11 protein-coding genes are annotated in these 19,342 nt (G+C 62.1%); 5 read left to right on the top strand and 6 right to left on the bottom strand.

Annotated features, from left to right (window positions below; all coding sequences use genetic code 11):
- Window positions 1-1,133 precede the first annotated feature (1,133 nt).
- Complete coding sequence (locus FPT15_RS29460; RefSeq protein ID WP_145166205.1) at window positions 1,134-2,249, bottom strand: Gfo/Idh/MocA family protein; 1,116 nt, start codon at window positions 2,247-2,249, stop codon at window positions 1,134-1,136.
- A 300-nt stretch (window positions 2,250-2,549) separates the two neighbouring features.
- Here FPT15_RS29460 and FPT15_RS29455 point away from each other — a divergent pair, with 300 nt between their 5' ends.
- Together FPT15_RS29455 and FPT15_RS29450 are read left to right on the top strand one after the other, a co-directional pair.
- A complete protein-coding gene (locus tag FPT15_RS29455; protein ID WP_178119769.1) occupies window positions 2,550-3,581 on the top strand; it encodes a YCF48-related protein in 1,032 nt (343 codons plus the stop codon).
- An 18-nt stretch (window positions 3,582-3,599) separates the two neighbouring features.
- A complete protein-coding gene (locus FPT15_RS29450; protein ID WP_145166203.1) occupies window positions 3,600-5,975 on the top strand; it encodes an RND family transporter in 2,376 nt (791 codons plus the stop codon).
- Window positions 5,976-6,077: 102 nt separating this feature from the next.
- Here the strand turns inward: FPT15_RS29450 and FPT15_RS29445 are convergent, their stop codons facing one another.
- A complete protein-coding gene (locus FPT15_RS29445) occupies window positions 6,078-10,988 on the bottom strand; it encodes a hypothetical protein (protein ID WP_145166202.1) in 4,911 nt (1,636 codons plus the stop codon).
- A gap of 141 nt (window positions 10,989-11,129) precedes the next feature.
- Here FPT15_RS29445 and FPT15_RS29440 point away from each other — a divergent pair, with 141 nt between their 5' ends.
- The 3 genes from FPT15_RS29440 (at window position 11,130) to FPT15_RS29430 (ending at window position 12,915) form a co-directional block, all read left to right on the top strand.
- On the top strand, window positions 11,130-11,417 hold the full coding sequence (locus FPT15_RS29440) for a DUF5629 family protein (protein WP_119735885.1): 288 nt from the start codon (window positions 11,130-11,132) through the stop codon (window positions 11,415-11,417).
- Window positions 11,404-12,579, top strand: coding sequence for a lactonase family protein (locus FPT15_RS29435; protein ID WP_145166201.1), 1,176 nt, complete (start codon window positions 11,404-11,406; stop codon window positions 12,577-12,579). Before FPT15_RS29440 ends, FPT15_RS29435 begins: the two co-directional genes overlap by 14 nt.
- Before the next feature lie 156 nt (window positions 12,580-12,735).
- On the top strand, window positions 12,736-12,915 hold the full coding sequence (locus FPT15_RS29430; protein ID WP_145166200.1) for a hypothetical protein: 180 nt from the start codon (window positions 12,736-12,738) through the stop codon (window positions 12,913-12,915).
- 67 nt (window positions 12,916-12,982) lie between these two features.
- Here FPT15_RS29430 and FPT15_RS29425 read toward each other — a convergent pair whose 3' ends face one another.
- The 4 genes from FPT15_RS29425 to FPT15_RS29410 all read right to left on the bottom strand — a co-directional run bounded on the left by FPT15_RS29425 (window position 12,983) and on the right by FPT15_RS29410 (window position 18,907).
- Window positions 12,983-13,576 (bottom strand): glutathione S-transferase, encoded by a 594-nt coding sequence (locus FPT15_RS29425; RefSeq protein WP_145166199.1) that lies wholly within the window; start codon window positions 13,574-13,576, stop codon window positions 12,983-12,985.
- Window positions 13,573-17,211, bottom strand: a complete 3,639-nt coding sequence (locus FPT15_RS29420; RefSeq protein WP_145166198.1) for an AAA family ATPase — start codon at window positions 17,209-17,211, stop codon at window positions 13,573-13,575. Before FPT15_RS29420 ends, FPT15_RS29425 begins: the two co-directional genes overlap by 4 nt.
- On the bottom strand, window positions 17,208-18,449 hold the full coding sequence (locus FPT15_RS29415; protein WP_145166197.1) for an exonuclease SbcCD subunit D C-terminal domain-containing protein: 1,242 nt from the start codon (window positions 18,447-18,449) through the stop codon (window positions 17,208-17,210). Before FPT15_RS29415 ends, FPT15_RS29420 begins: the two co-directional genes overlap by 4 nt.
- 173 nt (window positions 18,450-18,622) lie before the next feature.
- On the bottom strand, window positions 18,623-18,907 hold the full coding sequence (locus tag FPT15_RS29410; RefSeq protein ID WP_178119768.1) for a DUF6124 family protein: 285 nt from the start codon (window positions 18,905-18,907) through the stop codon (window positions 18,623-18,625).
- Between the last annotated feature and the right edge of the window lie 435 nt (window positions 18,908-19,342).

Below are 19,342 nucleotides of genomic sequence, written 5' to 3'. Positions count from 1 at the left end.
TGTGGGAGCTGGCCGGGTACACACGCCACCCCTCTACCTGATGCACAGAGATCCAACTGTGGGAGCGGGCTTGCCCGCGAAGGCGGTAGGTCAGTCAGCTCATGTATCACTGGCCCACCGCTTTCGCGAGCAAGCCAGCTCCCACAAGTTGACCGAGTGCAGCTGCCAGCACCGCAGTGCTTTGCCTTTCTGTGGGAGCTGGCTTGCCTGGGATGCAGACACCTCGGTCTATCAGGTACAGCGGGTTGATGCCATCGCAGGCAAGCCAGCTCCCACCTCTGACCGAGTACACACGACACCCACCTACCTGACGCACAGAGCTCCAACTGTGGGAGCGGGCTTGCCCGCGAAGGCGGTGGTTCAGTCAGCTCATGTATCACTGGCCCACCGCTTTCGCGAGCAAGCCCGCTCCCACAAGTTGACCGAGTTCAGCTGCCAGCACCACAGTGCTTTGCTTTTCTGTGGGAGCTGGCTTGCCTGCGATTCAGGCACCTCGGTCTATCAGGTACACCGGGTTGATGCCATCGCAGGCAAGCCAGCTCCCACATTTGACCGAGTACAAACGAGCAGCACACCCCTCTACCTGATGCACAGAGATCCAACTGTGGGAGCGGGCTTGCCCGCGAAGGCGGTGGTTCAGTCAGCTCATGTGTCACTGGTACACCGCTTTCGCGAGCAAGCCCGCTCCCACAAGTTGACCGAGTTCAACTGCCAGCACCGCAGTACTTTGCTTTTCTGTGGGAGCTGGCCGGGTACACACGCCACCCCTCTACCTGATGCACAGAGATCCAACTGTGGGAGCGGGCTTGCCCGCGAAGGCGGTGGTTCAGTCAGCTCATGTATCACTGGCCCACCGCTTTCGCGAGCAAGCCCGCTCCCACAAGTTGACCGAGCTCAGCTGCCAGCACCACAGTGCTTTGCTTTTCTGTGGGAGCTGGCTTGCCTGCGATGCAGGCACCTCGGTGTATCAGACACAACCAGTTGATGCCATCGCAGGCAAGCCAGCTCTCACATTTGATTGAGTTCAGCCTTCAAGGTCAGGTCGGCTGTCAGGCCGCCGTGCTCTGCTTTTGACCTTAGGCGTCCCGTTAAACAACGGACACACCCCCCCCGGCCAAACCAAGCCCCCGCGCTCACACCTCACCCACCACAACCCAACGCTCTTCACGGGCCGCCACACGAATCGCCGTTGCCAACTGCTCAACCGCCCATGCCCCCTCAAAGTCAGTGCCCCCCGCGCCTTGCCCCGCCAGCGCCATGATCAATTCGTGCACTTCCAGCGTCTTCAACTCGTTGTACCCCAGTTGATGCCCGGCCGCCGGGCTGAACGCGGCATAGCCGGGCAGGGCAGGGCCGGCCAGCAACCGTTGGAATCCGTCCTGGCCGAGCCGACACACCCGCAGTTCATTCAAGCGCTCCTGATCGAACGCCAGCGTGCCTCGCGTACCGCTGATTTCAAAACTCAGGTGGTTCTTGTAGCCGTGCTTGAGCCAGCTGCTGCTCACCGTACCGCGCGCGCCATTGGCAAAGCGCAAGAGTGCGTGCACCTGGTCGTCCACCGCGATGGGTTTACAGTCGCTGCTGCCGTGGACGACCGGGCGTTGGGCGTGGACGGTCTGGGTGTCGGCGCACACGCTGTGCACCTCACCCACCAGATGGCGCGCCATCGACAGCAAATGACTGCCCAAATCCGCCAGGGCGCCGCCGGCATGGGCCACGTCACAGCGCCACGACCACGGTGAGGCCGGGTCGGCCATGAAGTCTTCGCTGAACTCGCCCTGGAAGCTGATAATTTCGCCCAACTCGCCATCGGCAATCATCTGCCGCGCCAGGCTGATCATCGGGTTGTGCTGGTAGTTGTAGCCCACCCGCGTGACCACGCCGGCCGCACTCGCGGCGCGGCGCATGGCCTCGGCCTGCGGCAGGCTGACGGCCAGGGGTTTTTCGCAATACACCGCCTTGCCCGCTGCAATCGCTGCCATGGCCATGGGGTAATGCAAGTGATTGGGCGTGGTGATGGCCACGACATCGACCTTGGGGTCATTGATCAGCGCCTGCCAGTCGCCGTGGGCCTGGGCAAACCCCCAGGCGGTCGCGCAACGCTGTGCGCGTTCGGTGTCGGCATCGGCCAGGGCGGCCAGGTTGAGGTGTACCGGCAGTTCGAATACCGCGCGGGCATTGTTGAACGCCAAGGCATGGGCGCGCCCCATGAAGCCCGTGCCGATCAGGCCGATTCCGAGTTCACGCATAGCGGTGGTCCTTTGGATTATTGTTTTCAGGACGTGTATTAATGGAATAAATATTCTCTAAATTCAATAGATAGAATAAATATTCATTAATCAGCCTGGCTAATGCACTCATATTCAGCCCATCGTCATCGCCCGCCAGTTAACAAAAGATAACGTAGCGCCGATTGTCAGACGATTCGAAAGCCCGATAGGATGGCCCCTGCTTCCTTCAGGCGCTCTAGATTGCAGGTTTCAGAGGCCGGCAAGGCAAGACGACCTAACAATAATAAATCGGGAGAAAGGTCTATGAGTGAGCCTGTCATGGGTTGGGTTGTTTGCCGCCCGCGCGTCGCACGCAAGGTTGCGATGCTGGCTACAGCGCTCTCGCTGCTGGGGGTGTTGTCGACACCCGTGCTGGCAGCCGATGAAACCGGCGCACCGCCGGCATTTGCGATTCAATCCCCCAAGGCCGCCAAAGGCCTGATGATCGACGTGGTGCACGCCGGCTCCCGCCTGGTGGCAGTCGGTGATCGCGGGCACATCCTCTATTCCGATGACCAGGGCAGCACCTGGACCCAAGCCCAAGTGCCGACTCGGCAACTGCTCACGGCGGTGTTTTTCGTCGATGAAAAACACGGCTGGGCTGTCGGCCACGACGCACAGATTCTTGCAAGCGCCGATGGCGGCGCCACCTGGACCCAGCAATACCAAGACCTCAAACGCGAAGCCCCCTTGCTCGACATCTGGTTCAAGGATGCCGAGCACGGCCTGGCCGTGGGCGCCTACGGTGCGTTGATCGAAACCACCGACGGCGGCAAAACCTGGGAAGACGTCAGCGACCGCCTCGACAACGAAGACCAGTTCCACCTCAACGCCATCGCCTCTATCAAGGACGCCGGGCTGTTTATCGTCGGCGAGCAGGGCAGCATGTTCCGCTCCAGTGACGACGGCCAGACCTGGGAAAAGCTCGAAGGCCCGTATCAGGGCTCGCTGTTTGGCGTGATCAGTACCGCTCAACCCCACACCCTGTTGGCCTATGGCCTGCGCGGCAATCTCTACCGTTCCACGGATTTTGGCAGCACCTGGGAACAGGTTGAGCTGAACGCGGCGCGGGGTGCCCTGGAATTCGGCTTGTCCGGCGCCACGTTGCTCGACGACGGTTCGCTGGTGGTGGTCGGCAACGGTGGCAGCGTGGTGATCAGCCATGACGACGGGCAGACCTTCAGCGTGTTCAATCGCCCGGACCGCATTTCACTCTCGGCGGTCACCGCGGCGGGCAACGGCAACTTGATTCTGGTCGGGCAGGGTGGCGTGCGTGTGGCCTCCGCCGCCGGTGCAGAGCTCTCAAAATAATAAGAAGGCGGGGTTTCAATGAGCAGTCATCACAACGATAAAGCGACCTTTCTTGAGCGCCTGATCTTCAACAATCGCCCGGCAGTGATCGTCATCTGCCTGCTGGTGAGCATTTTTCTGTTCTGGCAGGCGACGTTGATTCGCCCGTCCACCAGTTTTGAAAAGATGATCCCGCTCAAACACCCCTTCATCGAAAAGATGATGGAACACCGCAACGACCTGGCCAACCTGGGCAACACGGTGCGCATCTCCGTGGAGGCCAAGGACGGTGACATCTTCACGAAGGAGTACATGGAGACCCTGCGCCAGATCAACGACGAGGTGTTCTACATCTCCGGCGTTGACCGCTCGGGCCTCAAGTCGCTGTGGAGCCCCAGCGTGCGCTGGACCGAGGTCACCGAGGAAGGTTTTGCCGGCGGCGAAGTGATCCCGCAGAGCTACAACGGCTCGCCGGAAAGCCTCGACCAGTTGCGCAACAACGTGCTCAAGTCCGGCCAGGTGGGGCGCCTGGTGGCCAACGACTTCAAGTCGAGCATTGTCGACATTCCGCTGCTGGAGTCCTACCCGGACCCACAGGATCAGGGCAAGTTGCTGGCCCTGGACTACCGCAAGTTTTCCCACGAACTTGAAGACAAGATCCGCGACAAGTTCGAAGCGCAAAACCCCAACGTCAAGATTCACATCGTCGGGTTTGCCAAGAAGGTCGGCGACCTGATCGACGGCCTGGTCATGGTGGTGATGTTCTTCGGCATCGCATTCGTCATCACCCTGATTCTGCTGCTGTGGTTCACCAACTGCCTGCGCAGCACCGTCGCGGTGTTGAGCACCACGCTGGTGGCGGTGGTGTGGCAGCTCGGCCTGATGCACTTCTTCGGTTTCGGCCTCGACCCGTATTCGATGCTGGTGCCGTTCCTGATCTTCGCCATCGGTATTTCCCACGGCGTGCAGAAGATCAACGGCATTGCCTTGCAATCCAGTGAGGCGGACAACGCGCTGACCGCCGCCCGACGCACGTTCCGGCAATTGTTTTTGCCGGGGATGATCGCGATTCTCGCCGACGCGGTGGGCTTTATCACCTTGCTGATCATCGACATCGGCGTGATCCGCGAGCTGGCCATCGGCGCCTCCATCGGCGTGGCGGTGATCGTGTTCACCAACCTGATCCTGCTGCCGGTGGCGATCTCCTACGTAGGCATCAGTAAACGCGCCATCGCCAAAAGCAAAAAGGACGCGCACCGCGAACACCCGTTCTGGCGCCTGCTGTCCAAATTCGCCAGCGCCAGAGTCGCGCCGGTGTCCATCCTGCTGGCGCTGATCGCCTTCGGTGGCGGCCTCTGGTACAGCCAGAACCTGAAAATCGGCGACCTCGACCAGGGCGCACCGGAACTGCGCCCGGACTCGCGCTACAACAAGGACAACAACTTCATCATCAACAACTACTCCACCAGCTCCGACGTGCTGGTGGTAATGGTCAAGACCCGTGCCGAAGGCTGCTCGCGCTATGAAGCCATGGCGCCCATCGACCAGTTGATGTGGAAGATGCAGAACACCGAAGGCGTGCAATCGGCGATCTCGTTGGTGACCGTGTCCAAGCAGATGATCAAGGGCATGAACGAGGGCAACCTGAAATGGGAAACCCTGTCGCGCAACCCCGACGTGCTGAACAACTCCATCGCCCGCGCCGACGGCCTGTACAACAACAATTGCTCGCTCGCGCCGGTGCTGGTGTTCCTCAACGACCACAAGGCCGAAACCCTCGACCGCGCGGTGCATGCGGTGCAGGACTTCGCCAAGGAAAACAACAAGGACGGCCTGGAATTCATCCTCGCCGCCGGTAACGCCGGGATCGAAGCGGCGACCAACGAGGTGATCAAAGAGTCGGAACTGACCATCCTCATCCTGGTGTACCTGTGCGTGGCGACCATGTGCATGATCACCTTCCGCTCGTGGGCCGCCACCCTGTGCATCGTGCTGCCGCTGGTGCTGACCTCGGTGCTGGGCAACGCGTTGATGGCGTTCATGGGTATCGGCGTCAAGGTCGCGACCTTGCCGGTGGTGGCGCTGGGCGTGGGCATCGGCGTGGACTACGGCATTTACATCTACAGCCGTCTGGAAAGCTTCCTGCGCGCCGGCCTGCCACTGCAAGAGGCCTACTACCAGACGCTCAAATCGACCGGCAAAGCCGTGCTGTTCACCGGCTTGTGCCTGGCTATCGGGGTGTGCACCTGGATTTTCTCGGCCATCAAGTTCCAGGCCGACATGGGCCTGATGCTGACCTTCATGCTGCTGTGGAACATGTTCGGTGCGCTGTGGCTGCTGCCGGCGCTGGCACGGTTCCTGATCAAGCCTGAAAAACTCGCGGGGCAGAAGGGCAACTCGCTGTTTGCGCACTAAGCCCGACACCGTCGTGCAGTGCCGTGCGGCAAGGGTGCAATGCCCTTGCCACACGGCATCTCAGGTTGTGAAGTGGCCCAGCGCAATGCTCAGGGCACGGCGTCAGCGCAGGGCCCGTGGCATTGGCGCGATCGCCAGGAACAACTGATCCACGGGCGGCGTAATCAGCACATACAGAATGTGGGTCAGCGGTTCGCCGCCGGGTTCCGTGCGGGTATGAAGGTCGGCCTGGACATGTTGCTTGAGCAGGTCCTTCTGTGTGTACTTGCGCTGTTCCGGCAGCTTCAGGTGGGCCCGCGTGTAGTCGGCGGGCAGGGCGTCGGCATTGGCGTAATGAAAGTGCGCATACCACAACACCACCGGCGGTTTTTTGGCCTTGTCGTACACCGCGTACTCAGTGAAGAAGTCGCCGCTGAGGGTCGGGCGTTGCGGGTCGGCCAGGCTGGTCAGGTTGATGTCGATCTGTTTTTGTTCCCACAGGTAATTGAGGCTCTCCTGGGTCGGCCATTGCCGTTTGTACGCCTCACTGCACACGCGCTGCGCCAGCCGGCCGATGTGCCGGGCGTGTGCCCGGTATTCATCGATCAGGCGTTGCACCGCGGTCTTTTGCGCCAAATGGTCGCGTGCCAACTCATCGGCCAAGGCCGTGAGCTTTCCGGCGTGGCCCATCAGCAATTCATTCCAGCCACTCGGGTCGACATGTTGACGGGTCAGCGGCGAGTCGAGTTTTTGCTGCTCGGCGGTTATCAGCTGTTCAATGCCTTTGCGTTGTTCGATCAGCGCCTGGGCCAGGCCTTTGAGGGTTGCCAGTGAGCGACCTTGGGCTGTGCCTGCCGGGGCAGCCACTGGGTCCTTGGCGGTGTTGGCCCAACCGTCTTCGTGGCGGCTGAACGAGGCAATGGTTTCGCCGGTCAAGGCGTCGGTGAGGGTGAGCTGCTCCTGGCTGTTCTGGGCATCGGCAGGCTTGAGCTCACCGATGAAGTACGCCTTTTTGCGGGTTTTGAACACGCGCTTGGCCGGGTTTTTGGGACGCAGGGTTTTCGATAAGGGCAGCTCGACGTCCAGCTCTTCCTGTTTGCGTACCACCGCTTCAAGTTCGCTTTGCGCAAGCGCCTGGGCAAATTCAAGGCCTCTCAGCAGGCGTTCGGCCTCCGGGCGCAAGCGCCCAGGGTTGAGGGCTTTGAGGGCGCGAATCGCATCCTCATGACGGCGGTACCGGTCAAGGACCGTCTCATACACATTACGTTGCTCGGCCAGCGGGTACTCGGCACCGCTGCGCACTTCCACATGAGACTGCAGGGCTTGGGCCAGGTCGCTCTGTTCGAGGCGGTTGAGGTAAAACTCCTCCAGGGGTGGCAGTCGTCGGTCGGCCGTCGCCAGGGTGGCGGCGGCGAGGTAATTGAGCGCACTGAGCCTCAGGTTGTTGGCGAAAAAATTCTGCGGGTATTGGATCAGCGTCAGGCATTCCTGGCGGATCACACGGCCCGCCACCGAGTCATCTTCCAGTTGTTCGAGCGTATGCTCCATGGCCGCCGCGACCTCGGCCATGTGCTCGCGAATATTGGCCGATTCAACCGTGTTGCGGATGTATTCGTCGTAGACGGCGGTGTCTCCCAGCAGGTTGTCGACAAACATCCTGCGCGCCATCTGCCCCATGGGCTCGCCCGCGCTGGAAAAACGCATGGCGTTCAACCGGTCCACCAACAACGTCTGGATGGCCGACTGCTGGTTCCAAATGGTCCCCAGGATTTTTGCCCGATCAAGCACGTGCACGCCGGCGCCGCCGACCTTTTCCAGTTCCTGGCCCACCTTGACCATTTCCAGGCGTGGGGGGAGGGACTGGGCAAATTGGTCTTCGAGGTTCTGCAGCAGAATCTGAAACTCGGTGCGTCGTTGCTGGTGGTTCAGGGTCTCCTGCTGGTGCCGCGCCGACAGGGCGGGCCGCCGCTCGGGCGGCGCTTTTTGCAGAAGATTCCAGACCAATTGCACGGTTTTGCGTTGGTTTTTCAAGGCGGTGGCGGCGGACCACATGCGCTCCATCGATGCCAGGAAGGGCGCCATCAAGGGGGTTATTTGCGTATCGAGTGCCTGCGCGCGTGCGAGCAGCTCGTTTTTTCTACGCTGGTTTTCCTCGCGCAAGGCCGCCATCCGCTTGGGGCCACCGCCTACCAGCTTAAGGCCGCGGTCCAGTGTCCAATGGCCTTTTCCATCGGTGCAAAGCTTGATGCCGGGGTGGTCGATTTTTTCGGGGTGCACGATATACACGTCGCCAAAACCGGGAACGATGCTGGCCCTGAACAGCAAACCACCGACCGAGGCATGCCAGACCCCGTTGAGGTTGTACAAACCCAAGTGACGCCCGAGGCGGACCTGTGCAGGTGCGGGCTGTGGCCAGGGCACGCTGAATGCCCGCAGTTTTTCCAGCAGCGCTGCCGATGCAGCGTCACTGGCCAGCGAATGATCGAAATCCAGCAGCGTGCGGCCACCGCCGGGCGGTTCGGAAGGCAGGCCGACCGTGCCACGTTCAATGATCGCCGGCGGGCTGCTTGCCGGGCCGAAAACTGCTCGCCGGAACGCCGGCTGCGTGGGCAAGGCTTCCTCACGTGCAGCGTGCACCGGCGCCGCCGTCAGCGAGCCCTGATGCACCAGCAGCAGGGCGATGTTTTGCAGCAGGTCGACCCACGCCAGCGCCCGCGTCTGAGGGTCGTCACTTTCCAGCGCTGGCACATCGTGCGTGAGGCCCTGCACCAGTTGCATCAGCCAGCCGATTGCCGCCAGTGGCCCGCGCACGGCCATCAGCAGGGTGTTAAAGCCCAGCTGCATACCTTCCAGGATCAACGCCCAGCGGCTCTCGCTATTGGACGTGGACTCGCGCTCAGCCTGCGCCAGCAGTTGCTGAGTCTCGCAGCCAAACAGGTACTCCATGAGGCTGCCATTGTTCAGGGCCTGGAGGATTTCGTCGCTGCTCTGGTCGCCCGCGGCGGCCAATTGTGCCGGTTCAGGCACGCGCGGCAGCGGATCGAATTCCGAGCCCAGGCCGACCCGCACGTAGTGGGGCTGGGTAAACCCACCGTTGCTGTAGATGGCCCTGGCCGAGTCCGGCAACCAGGTCAAGACGCTGTCCTGCAACGCGCCGGGCCGTACGAGGGCGGCCAGCAGGCTGTCGCGACTGGCAAACTCCAGCAGCGAGTCGCGATAGGCCGGCCGATACAGCAGGTGCGGGCCTCGTTGCGTATCGAGGGGCTCGATGATGAACATGTTTTGCACCACGTCCGCCGTGGCGCCGGGCTTGCGCACCAAGGCCAGCACCCGCATGACGAGGCTTTCGCCGCCGACCTGGCGCCCCGTGGGGGTCGGGTTCAGCACGGCCTCCACCCACTGAACGCCGCGCGATGTCAGGCCTGCTTCGCCTTTTAGCTTGTGCTCCAGCGCTTGGGTTTTCAGCTGCACCGGCCGTTGCTGTTCGAACAGTCGTCTGCGTTTTTGTGCGGCCTCGGTATCGCTGAGCAGCGCCTGGCGCAGGTAATGAGGGTAATTTTTGCCGATGTCGACACGCTGGACCAGTTGGCGAAGGCCGTCGGCTGTCAGCCAGGGTTCGATTACCCGGCCGGTGCGGTGGCTGAGTGTCATACGGCCTTTGGGCGCGCCCGAGAGGTTTTTCAGGGCCAGATCGACCAGGCTCAGGGTCACCGGCTCGACATAACCGCCGGCCAGAGTGCCCACCGCCACGTGAAAGGTCAGTTGCAAATCGTCGGCGTGGTAGCCGCTCGACCGAGCGGCATCGTCGCAGGCACGTTGGCCACCCAGGGCGACGCTGCGATCCAGGCACAGTTGCTGATTCAAATGTTCGGTTGCATAGCTGCGCAGGGTTTCCAGGCTGTCGACGTCTGAATCGCCAAGGGTCAAGCGGCGGATTGCGGCCTGTTCAAGCAGGCACTGACGGTAGGCAAGGCGCTCGGCCGCGCCGGCGTGCTGCAGCCAGGCGGGCAGGGCTGCGCGAATCGAATTCAGGGTTGCCAGCGGTGTGGTGGTCGAGTGGCTGAAGACCTGCGCCGGGTTTGTAGCGCCAGCAAACCGCAGCTCCAGGGCCTGCACGCTGGACCCGGCCGGGAGCTCAATGGCCGCGAGAGTGTCCAGCTGCCCCTCGAGTATGAGCGCGGCTTGTACCTCGAAAATATTGCCGTCGGGCTCGTACTGCTTCCAGGTCATCCGCTGCGCGCGAAAACGCTGCTGCAGGTGCATTCCCCAGGCATGACCGAAGGCATCGAGGTCGGCGTACGCCTCGATCTGCCCCGATACGCGGCACAGCAACACCTGCGCAGGGGCGACCACCAGCACATCGCTGGCTTGCAGGGTGAGTCGGCTGCCTGCCTGCTCCAGAACGGTTTCCAGGGTATAGGCGCGCACGGCCTTTTGCGGCCAGGGGCGCTGGGCGCGCGTACGGCGGTCGGGGTAGCGGGCCAGTGTGACGAGGGTATCGAGCTGCGGTGCCAGGTTCCCTGGCTGGCGAATGGCCGAGTCGAGCAGCGCGCCTTGCAGCACGTGGGCCAGCCACTGCCAGCGGCTGCCGCCGGCATCCGTGTCCTGGCTCCAGTAGGCAGCCAGGGCGTCTTGAAAGGCGATGCTCAGAATCAGCGGCAATTCTCTGATAACGGCTTCGATCACTGCCAGGTCGTAGTCGTGCCGGCCATTGGCTTCAAAGGTCAGCGGGGTACCCGTGGCGTCGCCCAGGTAACAGTCCAGGCCGTAGCGCATGGACACATCGGGAAAGCTGCCATCGGCCAGGTGACTGAGCGCCACCTCCAGCAGCGGGAACAGGCTGCGTCCGCCGCCGTCACGGGGTATGGCCAGGCGCAGGTCCGCAAGCGGATAGCTCAGCGGCGGGTATTTTTCCTTCAAGTGGTCGGCCAGCAACTGCGCGGTGACTGAGCGCAGTGTCGGGCGAGTGAGAAACCGGGCTTCAACCGCTTGTCGGGCCGGGTGTGCAGCAGGGACGGTGTTCGGGTCTGTCATGGGTATTCCTTTACAGGTGAGCAAAACGCGCCCTTGCAAAGTAATGCGCTGCGTCGCCCGGAGGCGGTAGCCCGTTATGGCTTTAGGTGCGGGCAGCAAACTGGCCTATCATTAGCGCTTTGAACCTGATGAAAGACTGTGATGACCGATAATTTGCCTGCCGTCCTGAAGACTTCCGACATGCTTGAAATCGACGGGCTGCATGCCTTTGATTTCACCTTTGATGAACAGGCCTTGCTGATCACCGCCATGGACGGCCGTGCTGAAAAACGCTGGCGTTTCAGCCTGGAGCAGGTACAGGCCGCCACCTTCGATGACACCTTGCAAAGCTGGACCCTTACCGGTGATTCGGGCGAGCACCGCCTGATCTGCATGAGCGCTTTCACCGGCAACAATAACGACGAGGATGAAGCGGATGATGATGCGTAAATTCTGGCCCCTGCTGATGGCGGGCAGTGTCGGTGCCATGTCGGTGCAAGCCGCACCGGCAGACACCTATGAACTGCTGGTGGGCAGCTACACCGCCGGTACCAGCGAGGGTATCTACCGCCTGCAGTTTGACAGCCGTACCGGCCAATTCAGCGGCAAGCCGGTACTGGCCGCGAAGGCAGCCAACCCGTCGTGGCTGACAATCTCCAAAGACCAGAAGCATTTGTTCGTGGTCAACGAGAATGGCCCGGGCCAGAAAGACCCGGTCGGCCGCGTCAGCAGCTACAGCATTGACCCGCAGAACCATCAGTTGACCCTGATCAACCAGGTGCAGAGCCTGGGCAATGAACCCACCCATTCCAGCCTCGCCGCTGATGGACGTTACCTGTTCGTTGCCAACTATTCGGTACTCGAAGATCCGGGTGGCAGCCTCGCGGTGCTGCCGGTTGACGCCGCTGGCAAGCTGTCGGCGCCGGTGCAACTGAGCGGGCATCCCTCCAGCCGGGTAAACCCGGAGCGTCAGGCCTCCAACCATGTGCATTCGGTGGTGTCATCGCCGGACGGCAAATACGTGTTCGTTCAGGACCTGGGGGCCGACAAGGTGTTTGCCTACCACTACGACCCCAAGGCCAACCCTGAACTGCCGCTGACCCCGGCCAACCCTGCCGCCGTGCCAATGCCACCGGGCAGCGGCCCGCGTCACTTGCTGTTCAGCGCGGATGGCAAGCATGCCTGGCTGACCACCGAAATGAGCGCCCAGGTTGCCGTGTTCGATTACAACGACGGCAAGCTCAGTCAGACCCAACTGGTGGACTTTGCTGGCGGGCAGCCGGTGGCCGACAAGGCCGGCGCGGCGCTGCACGCCTCCAGCGACGGCAAATTCCTGTACGTGAGCAACCGCGGCACCGCCAACCAGATGCTGGTGTTCAGCATCGACCCGGCCACCGCGCACCTCAAGGAACTGCAGCGCCGCTCCGTGGAAGGCGACCACCCGCGCGAGTTCAGCCTGGACCCGAGCGGCAAGTTTTTGCTGATCGCCAACCAGAAAAGCAACGAAATCGTGGTCGTCGAACGCGACCCCAAGACCGGCCTGCTGGGTAAAACCGTGCAGAAATTGCCGATCGATGCGCCCAGTGACCTGAAGTTCCTGGTGCGTCAATAAGCCACAGGCCCCGCCATGCGGGGCCTGACTCGGTGTATTAATTCTATTAATAGCGGCTACTGTTTCAAAACATTACCAAGGTTCAGCCCTCGGGCGTAAGTTGGGTTCCAAGGCCTCTACCGGCCACCTAAACCAACGAACACAAGGGTTACCGACATGAACTTGAACCTCTTCTCCATCATCGCCGCTTCCGCTGTTTCCGCCACCGTGGCATTGCCTGCCGCCGCCAGCGTGGAAGTTTCCGGCAAAAAATCCAGCACCAGCGCCTACACCCAGAAATACCTGCAGCAAAGCGCCAACTTCTACGCCGCACTGGATCACAAAACCCAGCACTGAGCGTGAGCTGAGCGACGGTCACCTGTGGGAGCAGGCAAGCCAGCTCCCACAGGTGATTGTGTTGGGTTCAGGGTTTTGCCATTACCGCTGCAAACAGCGGTGATTCCAGAAAACGCTGTAGCCAGGCCTGCAACCGGTGATACTCCGTGCCGGCAAACCACTCGCGATCCACATGCGCGAACTGACGCACAAACGGCGCCAGTGCCACATCGGCCAGGCTCAAATGGTCGGCCAACAAGTATTCATTCCCCGCCAGCAAACCTTCCAGCTTATGCAAAAACACCTCACCCTCGGCCCGATAATGTTCCATCGGCTGCTCCGGATAGCGCTCGGCGTACTTGTATCGATTCAAGTGATGTTTGAAAGCCTGGTCGTTCTCTGCGATCAGGTCCAGCACCCGCGGGTCGCCCTTGAGCAACCAGTCATCAGGGTCGTGCTGCGCCAGGGCCCAATGCATGATCTCCAGGCTTTCCTCAATCACCCGACCGTCCACGCTCAATACCGGCACCGTGCCCTTGGGCGACAGCGCGAGCATGTCGGCCGGCTTGGCTTTCAGGCTCACCTCGACGATCTGCACGGGCACGCCCGCGTAGCGCAACGCCATGCGCGCGCGCATCGCATACGGGCAGCGCCGGAACGAATACAGCAGCGCCTCGCTCACTTGACCTCCAGCGTGCTCAAGCCATTGCCCTGACGCTTGACCTGGATCTGCACCGGAATGCGCTCGTGCATTTCCTGTACATGGGAAATCACCGCCACCTTGCGGCCCTGGGCCTGCAGACCGTCCAGGGCGTCCATCGCCAATTGCAGCGACTCTGGATCAAGGCTGCCAAAACCTTCGTCGATAAACAGCGACTCGATCTTCAACGTGCTGGACGCCATCGACGCCAGGCCCAACGCCAGCGCCAGCGACACCAGGAAGGTTTCGCCCCCGGACAACGAGTGCACCGAGCGCAGTTCATCGCCCATTTCCGTGTCCATCACCAACAGCCCGAGCATGCTGCCACCGCGTTTGAGGCGGTAGCGGCGCACCAGCTGACGCAATTGCACGTTGGCGTGATGCACGAGCAAGTCCAGGTTGTAGGCCTGGGCGATCTTGCGGAACGTGTCGCCGGTGGCCGAACCGATCAGCGCATTCAGGCGCGCCCAGCGTTGCCATTCTTCATAAGCCTGGGTGATCTGTTCGGCCAGCGCGTGGTTGGCGTCCTGGCGGCGCTGGTCTTCGGCCTGGCGCGCGCGCAACTCGGCGCAGTGTTTTTCGCCCTCGGCCAATTGCTGGTTGAGCGTGGCCAGGCTGCCATCGAGTTGCTCGGCATCCAGGTTGCCGTTGTGCAAGGCCTGATGCTCGGCGAGGCGTTGCTCGCGTTCGTGCAACAGCACCTTGGCTTGTTCGACGGCTTTTTCGCTGTGTTGCACCTGCTGGCGCAGCGCGCTGATCTGGCTGTCATCAAAGGCCAGCAAGCGCGCGAGCCCGGCGTCATCCAACTCGGGGTGCAGCGCCCGCCATTCGCCCAGGCGTTCGTCGAGGCTGTGCTGCTCAGCAGTCAGTGCCTGTTGGCGTTCCTGCTGCGCCTTGAGGTCGGCAGCCAGTTGAATAAGGGCATTACGCAGGTCTTGCAGCTGTTGATTGGCGTCGGTTTCGCGCTGACGTGCCTGCGCCACCGCCTGATCCAGTTGCTGCTGCCACTGTTCAGCGCTGGCGTGATCGCCCAGCAGCGCCGTAAGTTGTTCCTGCGCGGCCTGTCGCTGCGTAGACAACTCGGTGACGTGCTGATGCAAGACGTCCAATTGCTGCTGGCGATGCTGCTGATGGGTCTGTTCTTTCTCGATGGCCTGTTGACGTTCCTGCTGCTCGGCCAGTTCATCGCGCTGATGGCCCAGCTGCTCCAGACGCTGGCTGACCTGCTGGTCGAGCTGCATAAAGGTCGCGGCCGGTTCGCGGCGCAAGCCTTCGAGGGTTTCGGCGGGCAGCAGGCTGGCAAAGGCATGCAGCTCTTCGTCGAGACGTTCGCGGTCGTTGGACAGCTCGCGTTGCTGGTCCACCAGCAACTGCCGGGCTTGCTGGCTCGCATCCTGGGCGGCTTGCAACTGCTGCTGCAAACGCCCGGCATTTTGTTGCAGGTTGAGCAGGGCGCCCTGGCGCTGTTCGTCCTGGGTGATGCTTTGCGTCAGCTGCGCCAGTTGCTGGGCCAGCCAGGTGCTGCGCTTGGTGGCGTCCTGGTTGAACAGCGAGGCCGACAGCGGGTGTGCATCCAGGCTGGGTTTGAGCGCCTGTTGCTGCGTCGCCAGTTGCTCCTGCTGTTGCAGGAACTCCTTTTGTTGCGCGATCAAACCGCCCACTTCGCCGCGCAGCTCGGTAAGTTTTTCCTTGAGCACGTCGACGGCTTTCTGCGCCGTGGCTTCTTCGTTCTCATCATGCCGGCCGAGGCTTTGCAGCAAGGCTTCAGGCTGGTGATAGGGGTGCTCATGGCTGCCGCACACCGGGCAGGGCTGGTCGTCCTGCAACTGCTCGCGCAATTCCTCGACGCTGGCGCTGCGGGCCAGGCGTTGGCGTTCGAGCAGTTGCTTGGTCACCGTCAAGGTTTGCTCGGCGACGGCCAGCTCGGCCTTGGTTTGCAGACCGGTCTGGTTCAGTTGTTCGCGCTGTTGCTGCGCGTCCGCAAGTTTCTGCGTCAGGCTGGCGGCCTGTTGGTCCAGCTGCTGCTGGTTGTCCCACAGGCGCGTCAGGTCTTCAAAGGCGCGTTGCTGTTTGCGGTTGTCCTGCAGCAGGCTCGCCAGTAGCTGGATCTGCTCGGCGACCGCGTGCGGCTCGGCGCCGGCTTCCTGATACAACAGGTCCAACGCGTCACGCTGCTGAGCGAACTTTTCGGCGGCGGTGGTGGCGCGTTGTTCCAGCTGCGGCAGTTCGCTCTGGCCTTTGTTCAAACGATTGCCGATCAGCATCAGCTGTTGCAGGCGGTCGCGATAGGCGCTCCAGGCATCGCTCAGCGGCGCCAGGGCGGCGCTGCGCTCCAGCTCGGCAGCCAGGCGTTGCAGGCGTTCGGCAACGTGGGTGTGTTTGTCCTGCAAGCCCTTCAACAAGGTCTGGCCTTGGGTGCAGGCGACTTCGTGTTGCTGTTGGTCCTCGGTGCGTTTGGCCAGGTCCTTGGTCAAGTGGGCGAGGGTGCTTTGTGCTTCAAAGGCCTGGCGTAACAAGGGCACGGCGTCGGCCTGGTGCTTCAGCGCCTCCGCCAGTGCCGCCTGGGCCGCCGCTTGCTGGGCTTGCGCCTGTTCCTGACGCGTGTGCAGCGCGGTTTGCTGCTCGCTGTGCTGCTGAATTTGCGCGGCGAGCGGCGTCAACAACGTGCCGAGTTCAGCCTGTCGAGCAAACTGATGGCGTTGTGGCGCCAAGTGCTCCAGGCGGCTCAGGTCCTGGCGTTGCTGCCCTTGGCCCTCCCAATCGGCCTGCGCGCGTTGCAGTTGCTCAGTCGCGCTCTGTTGGCGCTCCTGCCATTCGCGCAACTCCTTGAGCCAGGTGTGCTGCAACTCCAACTGCTTGAGCTGGGCCTGCTGGGTCTTGAGCTGCTGCTGCGCCGTGGCGAGCTGTTGATCCAGTTCGGCACGGGCCTCGGCGGCCAATGGCACCACGCCGGTGGCCTGGTCTTGCAGCTGTCTGTGCGCGTCCTTGGCGTCCTTGGCCTTGTCGAAGGCGCGGCGGCCAAGCTGGGTGTAGAGCGCGGTGTCGGTGAGCTTTTCCAGCAGTTCGCTGCGCTCATTGTCGTTGGCCTTGAGGAACGCGCTGAATTCACTTTGCGCCAGCAGCACCGCGCGGGTGAACTGCTCGAAATTCAGGCCCAGGGCCAGTTCCAGCTGGGTCTTGTATTCGGTCTTCTGGCTGGCCAGCAGTTGGTCGCTGTCCAGGTCGATCAGGCTTTGCCGGCTGTTCTGCAACTTGCCGCTGGCCTTGTCGCGGGCGCGGTTGGCTTCCCAGCGTGCACGGTAGCGACGGCCGTTGACGCCGACAAAGTCCACCTCGGCATAGCCGCCGCCAGTGCCGCGGCGCAGCAGGGTGCGTGGGTCGCCGATGGAAATGTCGCTGTCGGCATCCGGCATCTTGGCCTGGCCGGTATCGCCCAGGCGTGGCACCGCGCCAAACAGCGCCAGGCACAAGGCATCGAGCAAGGTACTTTTGCCCGCGCCGGTCGGCCCGGTGATCGCAAACAACCCGGCGCTGGCCAGAGGCTCGGCGGTAAAGTCGATTTCAAACGGGCCGGCCAGTGAGGCAAGGTTTTTCAGGCGGATGGCAAGAATCTTCATGGCTGTTCACCCGCCTGTTGCACTTCCTGGAGCAGCACGGCGAAATCCTTCAAGGTCTGTTCATCCACTTCACTGCCGTAGTTGTCCTGCCAGGCGCGGCTGAACAGCTCCTGGGGCGTGAGCTGGTCGAGTTCGACCAGGCGCTCGTCGTCGGTGGCGTCGCTGCCGCGCTTGCCGGCATATTCGGCGGCGATGCGCACCAGGCGCACGGCCTTGCCTTGCAGGGCGGTTTCGATTTGCTGGCGCAGGTCCGGTTGCGGCTCGTCCAGGCGCACCCGCACTTCCAGCCACGGGTGGCGTTGGGTCTCGGCGAGCAGGTCGATGTCGGGCAGATCTGCCAATTGCTTGAGGATCTCCGCCAGCGGCGCAGCGTCCAGGCGTTGCAGGTTGACCGAGCGCGGAATCAGACGCGGCTCGACGCTGACCAGGCGTTGGCCCTGGAAGACCACGTCGAGAATCTGATGCTTGTAGCCGATTTCGGAAAACGACAGGGGAATTGGCGAGCCGCTGTAGCGAATGCGTTCTTCGCCGTTCACCTTTTGCGGCTTGTGCAAATGGCCCAGGGCCACATAGCTCACGCTGGCATCGAACAGGCTGGCGGGCAGCGCCTCGGCGTTGCCGATGATCAGGCTGCGCTCGGAGTCTTCCGACACCGAACCACCGGCCATATGCGCATGGCTGATGGCAATCAGCGCTTGGCCTTTTTTGCGTTTGGCATTGGCGGCGGCGATCAGCCATTCATGCACCTGGCCGATGCCGCGCAGGTAGTCGTCGCCCAAGTGCGCACCGGTGACTTCCGCCGGGCGCAAAAACGGCAGCGCCAGGCACCAGGCGGCGATCTTGCCTTTGGCGTCAGGCAGCGGGATCAGCAGGCGCTCGGCATCCAGTTGGCCGTCATCCAGCCACAGCACGCGGCCCAAGGCATGCGTGCGCAGGCGGCGCATCAACGGCGCGGGCAATTCGATGCGCGAGCCGGAGTCGTGGTTGCCGGCGATCATCACAATCGTGAGTTTCGGGTTGTGTTCGTGGGCGCTGATGATGAAGTCGTACAGCCGCTCCTGGGCCTTGAGCGGCGGGTTGACCGTGTCGAAGATATCGCCGGCGATCAACAGCACATAGGGCTGCTCGACTTTTAATTGGCCCAACAGCCACTCGAGGAAACAGGCGTGTTCGAAGTCGCGTTCCTGGCCATGCAGGTTTTGGCCGAGGTGCCAGTCGGAGGTGTGGAACAGACGCAAGGCGAACTCCGGGGAGAAGATGAAAAGGAGGGGAGTTTACCTGTAAAAGCAGGTTCGGTGCCCGCGGCTGGCCCAGATCAACTGTGGGAGCTGGCTTGCCTGCGATGGTATCGCCTCGGTTTGACTGAAAGACCGAGGTGCCTGTATCGCAGGCACGCCAGCGCCCACAGGGGCTATGCGGCGTGCAGGCAGTTCAGCGCGCGGTCGGCCAAGGTTTTGGCGTTGTTGATCAGGTGTTCGGTGGCGCTCGCCATGTCGCGTTCATGGCCGAGCAGCGTTTGCGTGGTGCCGGCCGCGGTGGCGGCGGCGCAGCGCAGCAGGTCGCAGATTTGGGCCAGGGCGTCTTCGAAGCTGAGGTCGTGATGCGCGACGAAGGACGGCAGTGAGTCGGGTTGCAAGTAATGGCGCAGGGCACGCTCAAAAATTTCGCGGGGTGGGTCGGGGACGATTTTGTTCATGAATAAGCTCCTACTAGATTGGGGAGCCACCCTGTGCCGTTTCCACACGACGAATTGGGTGGCAGCCATACGCGGGGTGGAAAACCGAGTAGTAGGACTCGGCCAGACCGAAGTCTGCCCGCGTACAGCCGCCATTGAGCGTTTTCATACGATCATGACGCCTACTCGTTCACAGGTTTCCACACCCGATCGCTGATATGCAGCGACGGAGCGAAGGCTAGCCAGTGGGGTGAGCAGGCGCAAGGCCGAAGGATTGTCTAGGAAACTTCCCGCAAATTAAAGGGATGTGGATTGCTGGCCTTTAACAATGCGTTTCGATCAGGCGGCACTGATCTACCGTGGGGGCGGGGGTGGTTGAGTACATATCCGTTGCTGCGGTTACGGCGGCTGGCGGTTCCGCTCTTACAGCGGGTCACTTTTGGCAAACGCCCCAAA

It is taken from the genome of Pseudomonas sp. RGB (assembly GCF_007713445.1).
Lineage (GTDB): Bacteria > Pseudomonadota > Gammaproteobacteria > Pseudomonadales > Pseudomonadaceae > Aquipseudomonas.
Note: the sequence above shows the minus strand (reverse complement) of the source record. Positions and strands in the feature narration are given on the sequence as shown.

Bases quoted from the DNA above. Each gene is read 5' to 3' on its own strand.
- FPT15_RS29460 (WP_145166205.1), bottom strand. From the start codon at position 2,249: ATGCGTGAACTCGGAATCGGCCTGATCGGCACGGGCTTCATGGGGCGC.
- FPT15_RS29450 (WP_145166203.1), top strand. From the start codon at position 3,600: ATGAGCAGTCATCACAACGATAAAGCGACCTTTCTTGAGCGCCTGATC.
- FPT15_RS29430 (WP_145166200.1), top strand. From the start codon at position 12,736: ATGAACTTGAACCTCTTCTCCATCATCGCCGCTTCCGCTGTTTCCGCC.
- FPT15_RS29455 (WP_178119769.1), top strand. From the start codon at position 2,550: ATGGGTTGGGTTGTTTGCCGCCCGCGCGTCGCACGCAAGGTTGCGATG.
- FPT15_RS29435 (WP_145166201.1), top strand. From the start codon at position 11,404: ATGATGATGCGTAAATTCTGGCCCCTGCTGATGGCGGGCAGTGTCGGT.
- FPT15_RS29440 (WP_119735885.1), top strand. From the start codon at position 11,130: ATGACCGATAATTTGCCTGCCGTCCTGAAGACTTCCGACATGCTTGAA.
- FPT15_RS29445 (WP_145166202.1), bottom strand. From the start codon at position 10,988: ATGACAGACCCGAACACCGTCCCTGCTGCACACCCGGCCCGACAAGCG.
- FPT15_RS29410 (WP_178119768.1), bottom strand. From the start codon at position 18,907: ATGAACAAAATCGTCCCCGACCCACCCCGCGAAATTTTTGAGCGTGCC.
- FPT15_RS29420 (WP_145166198.1), bottom strand. From the start codon at position 17,211: ATGAAGATTCTTGCCATCCGCCTGAAAAACCTTGCCTCACTGGCCGGC.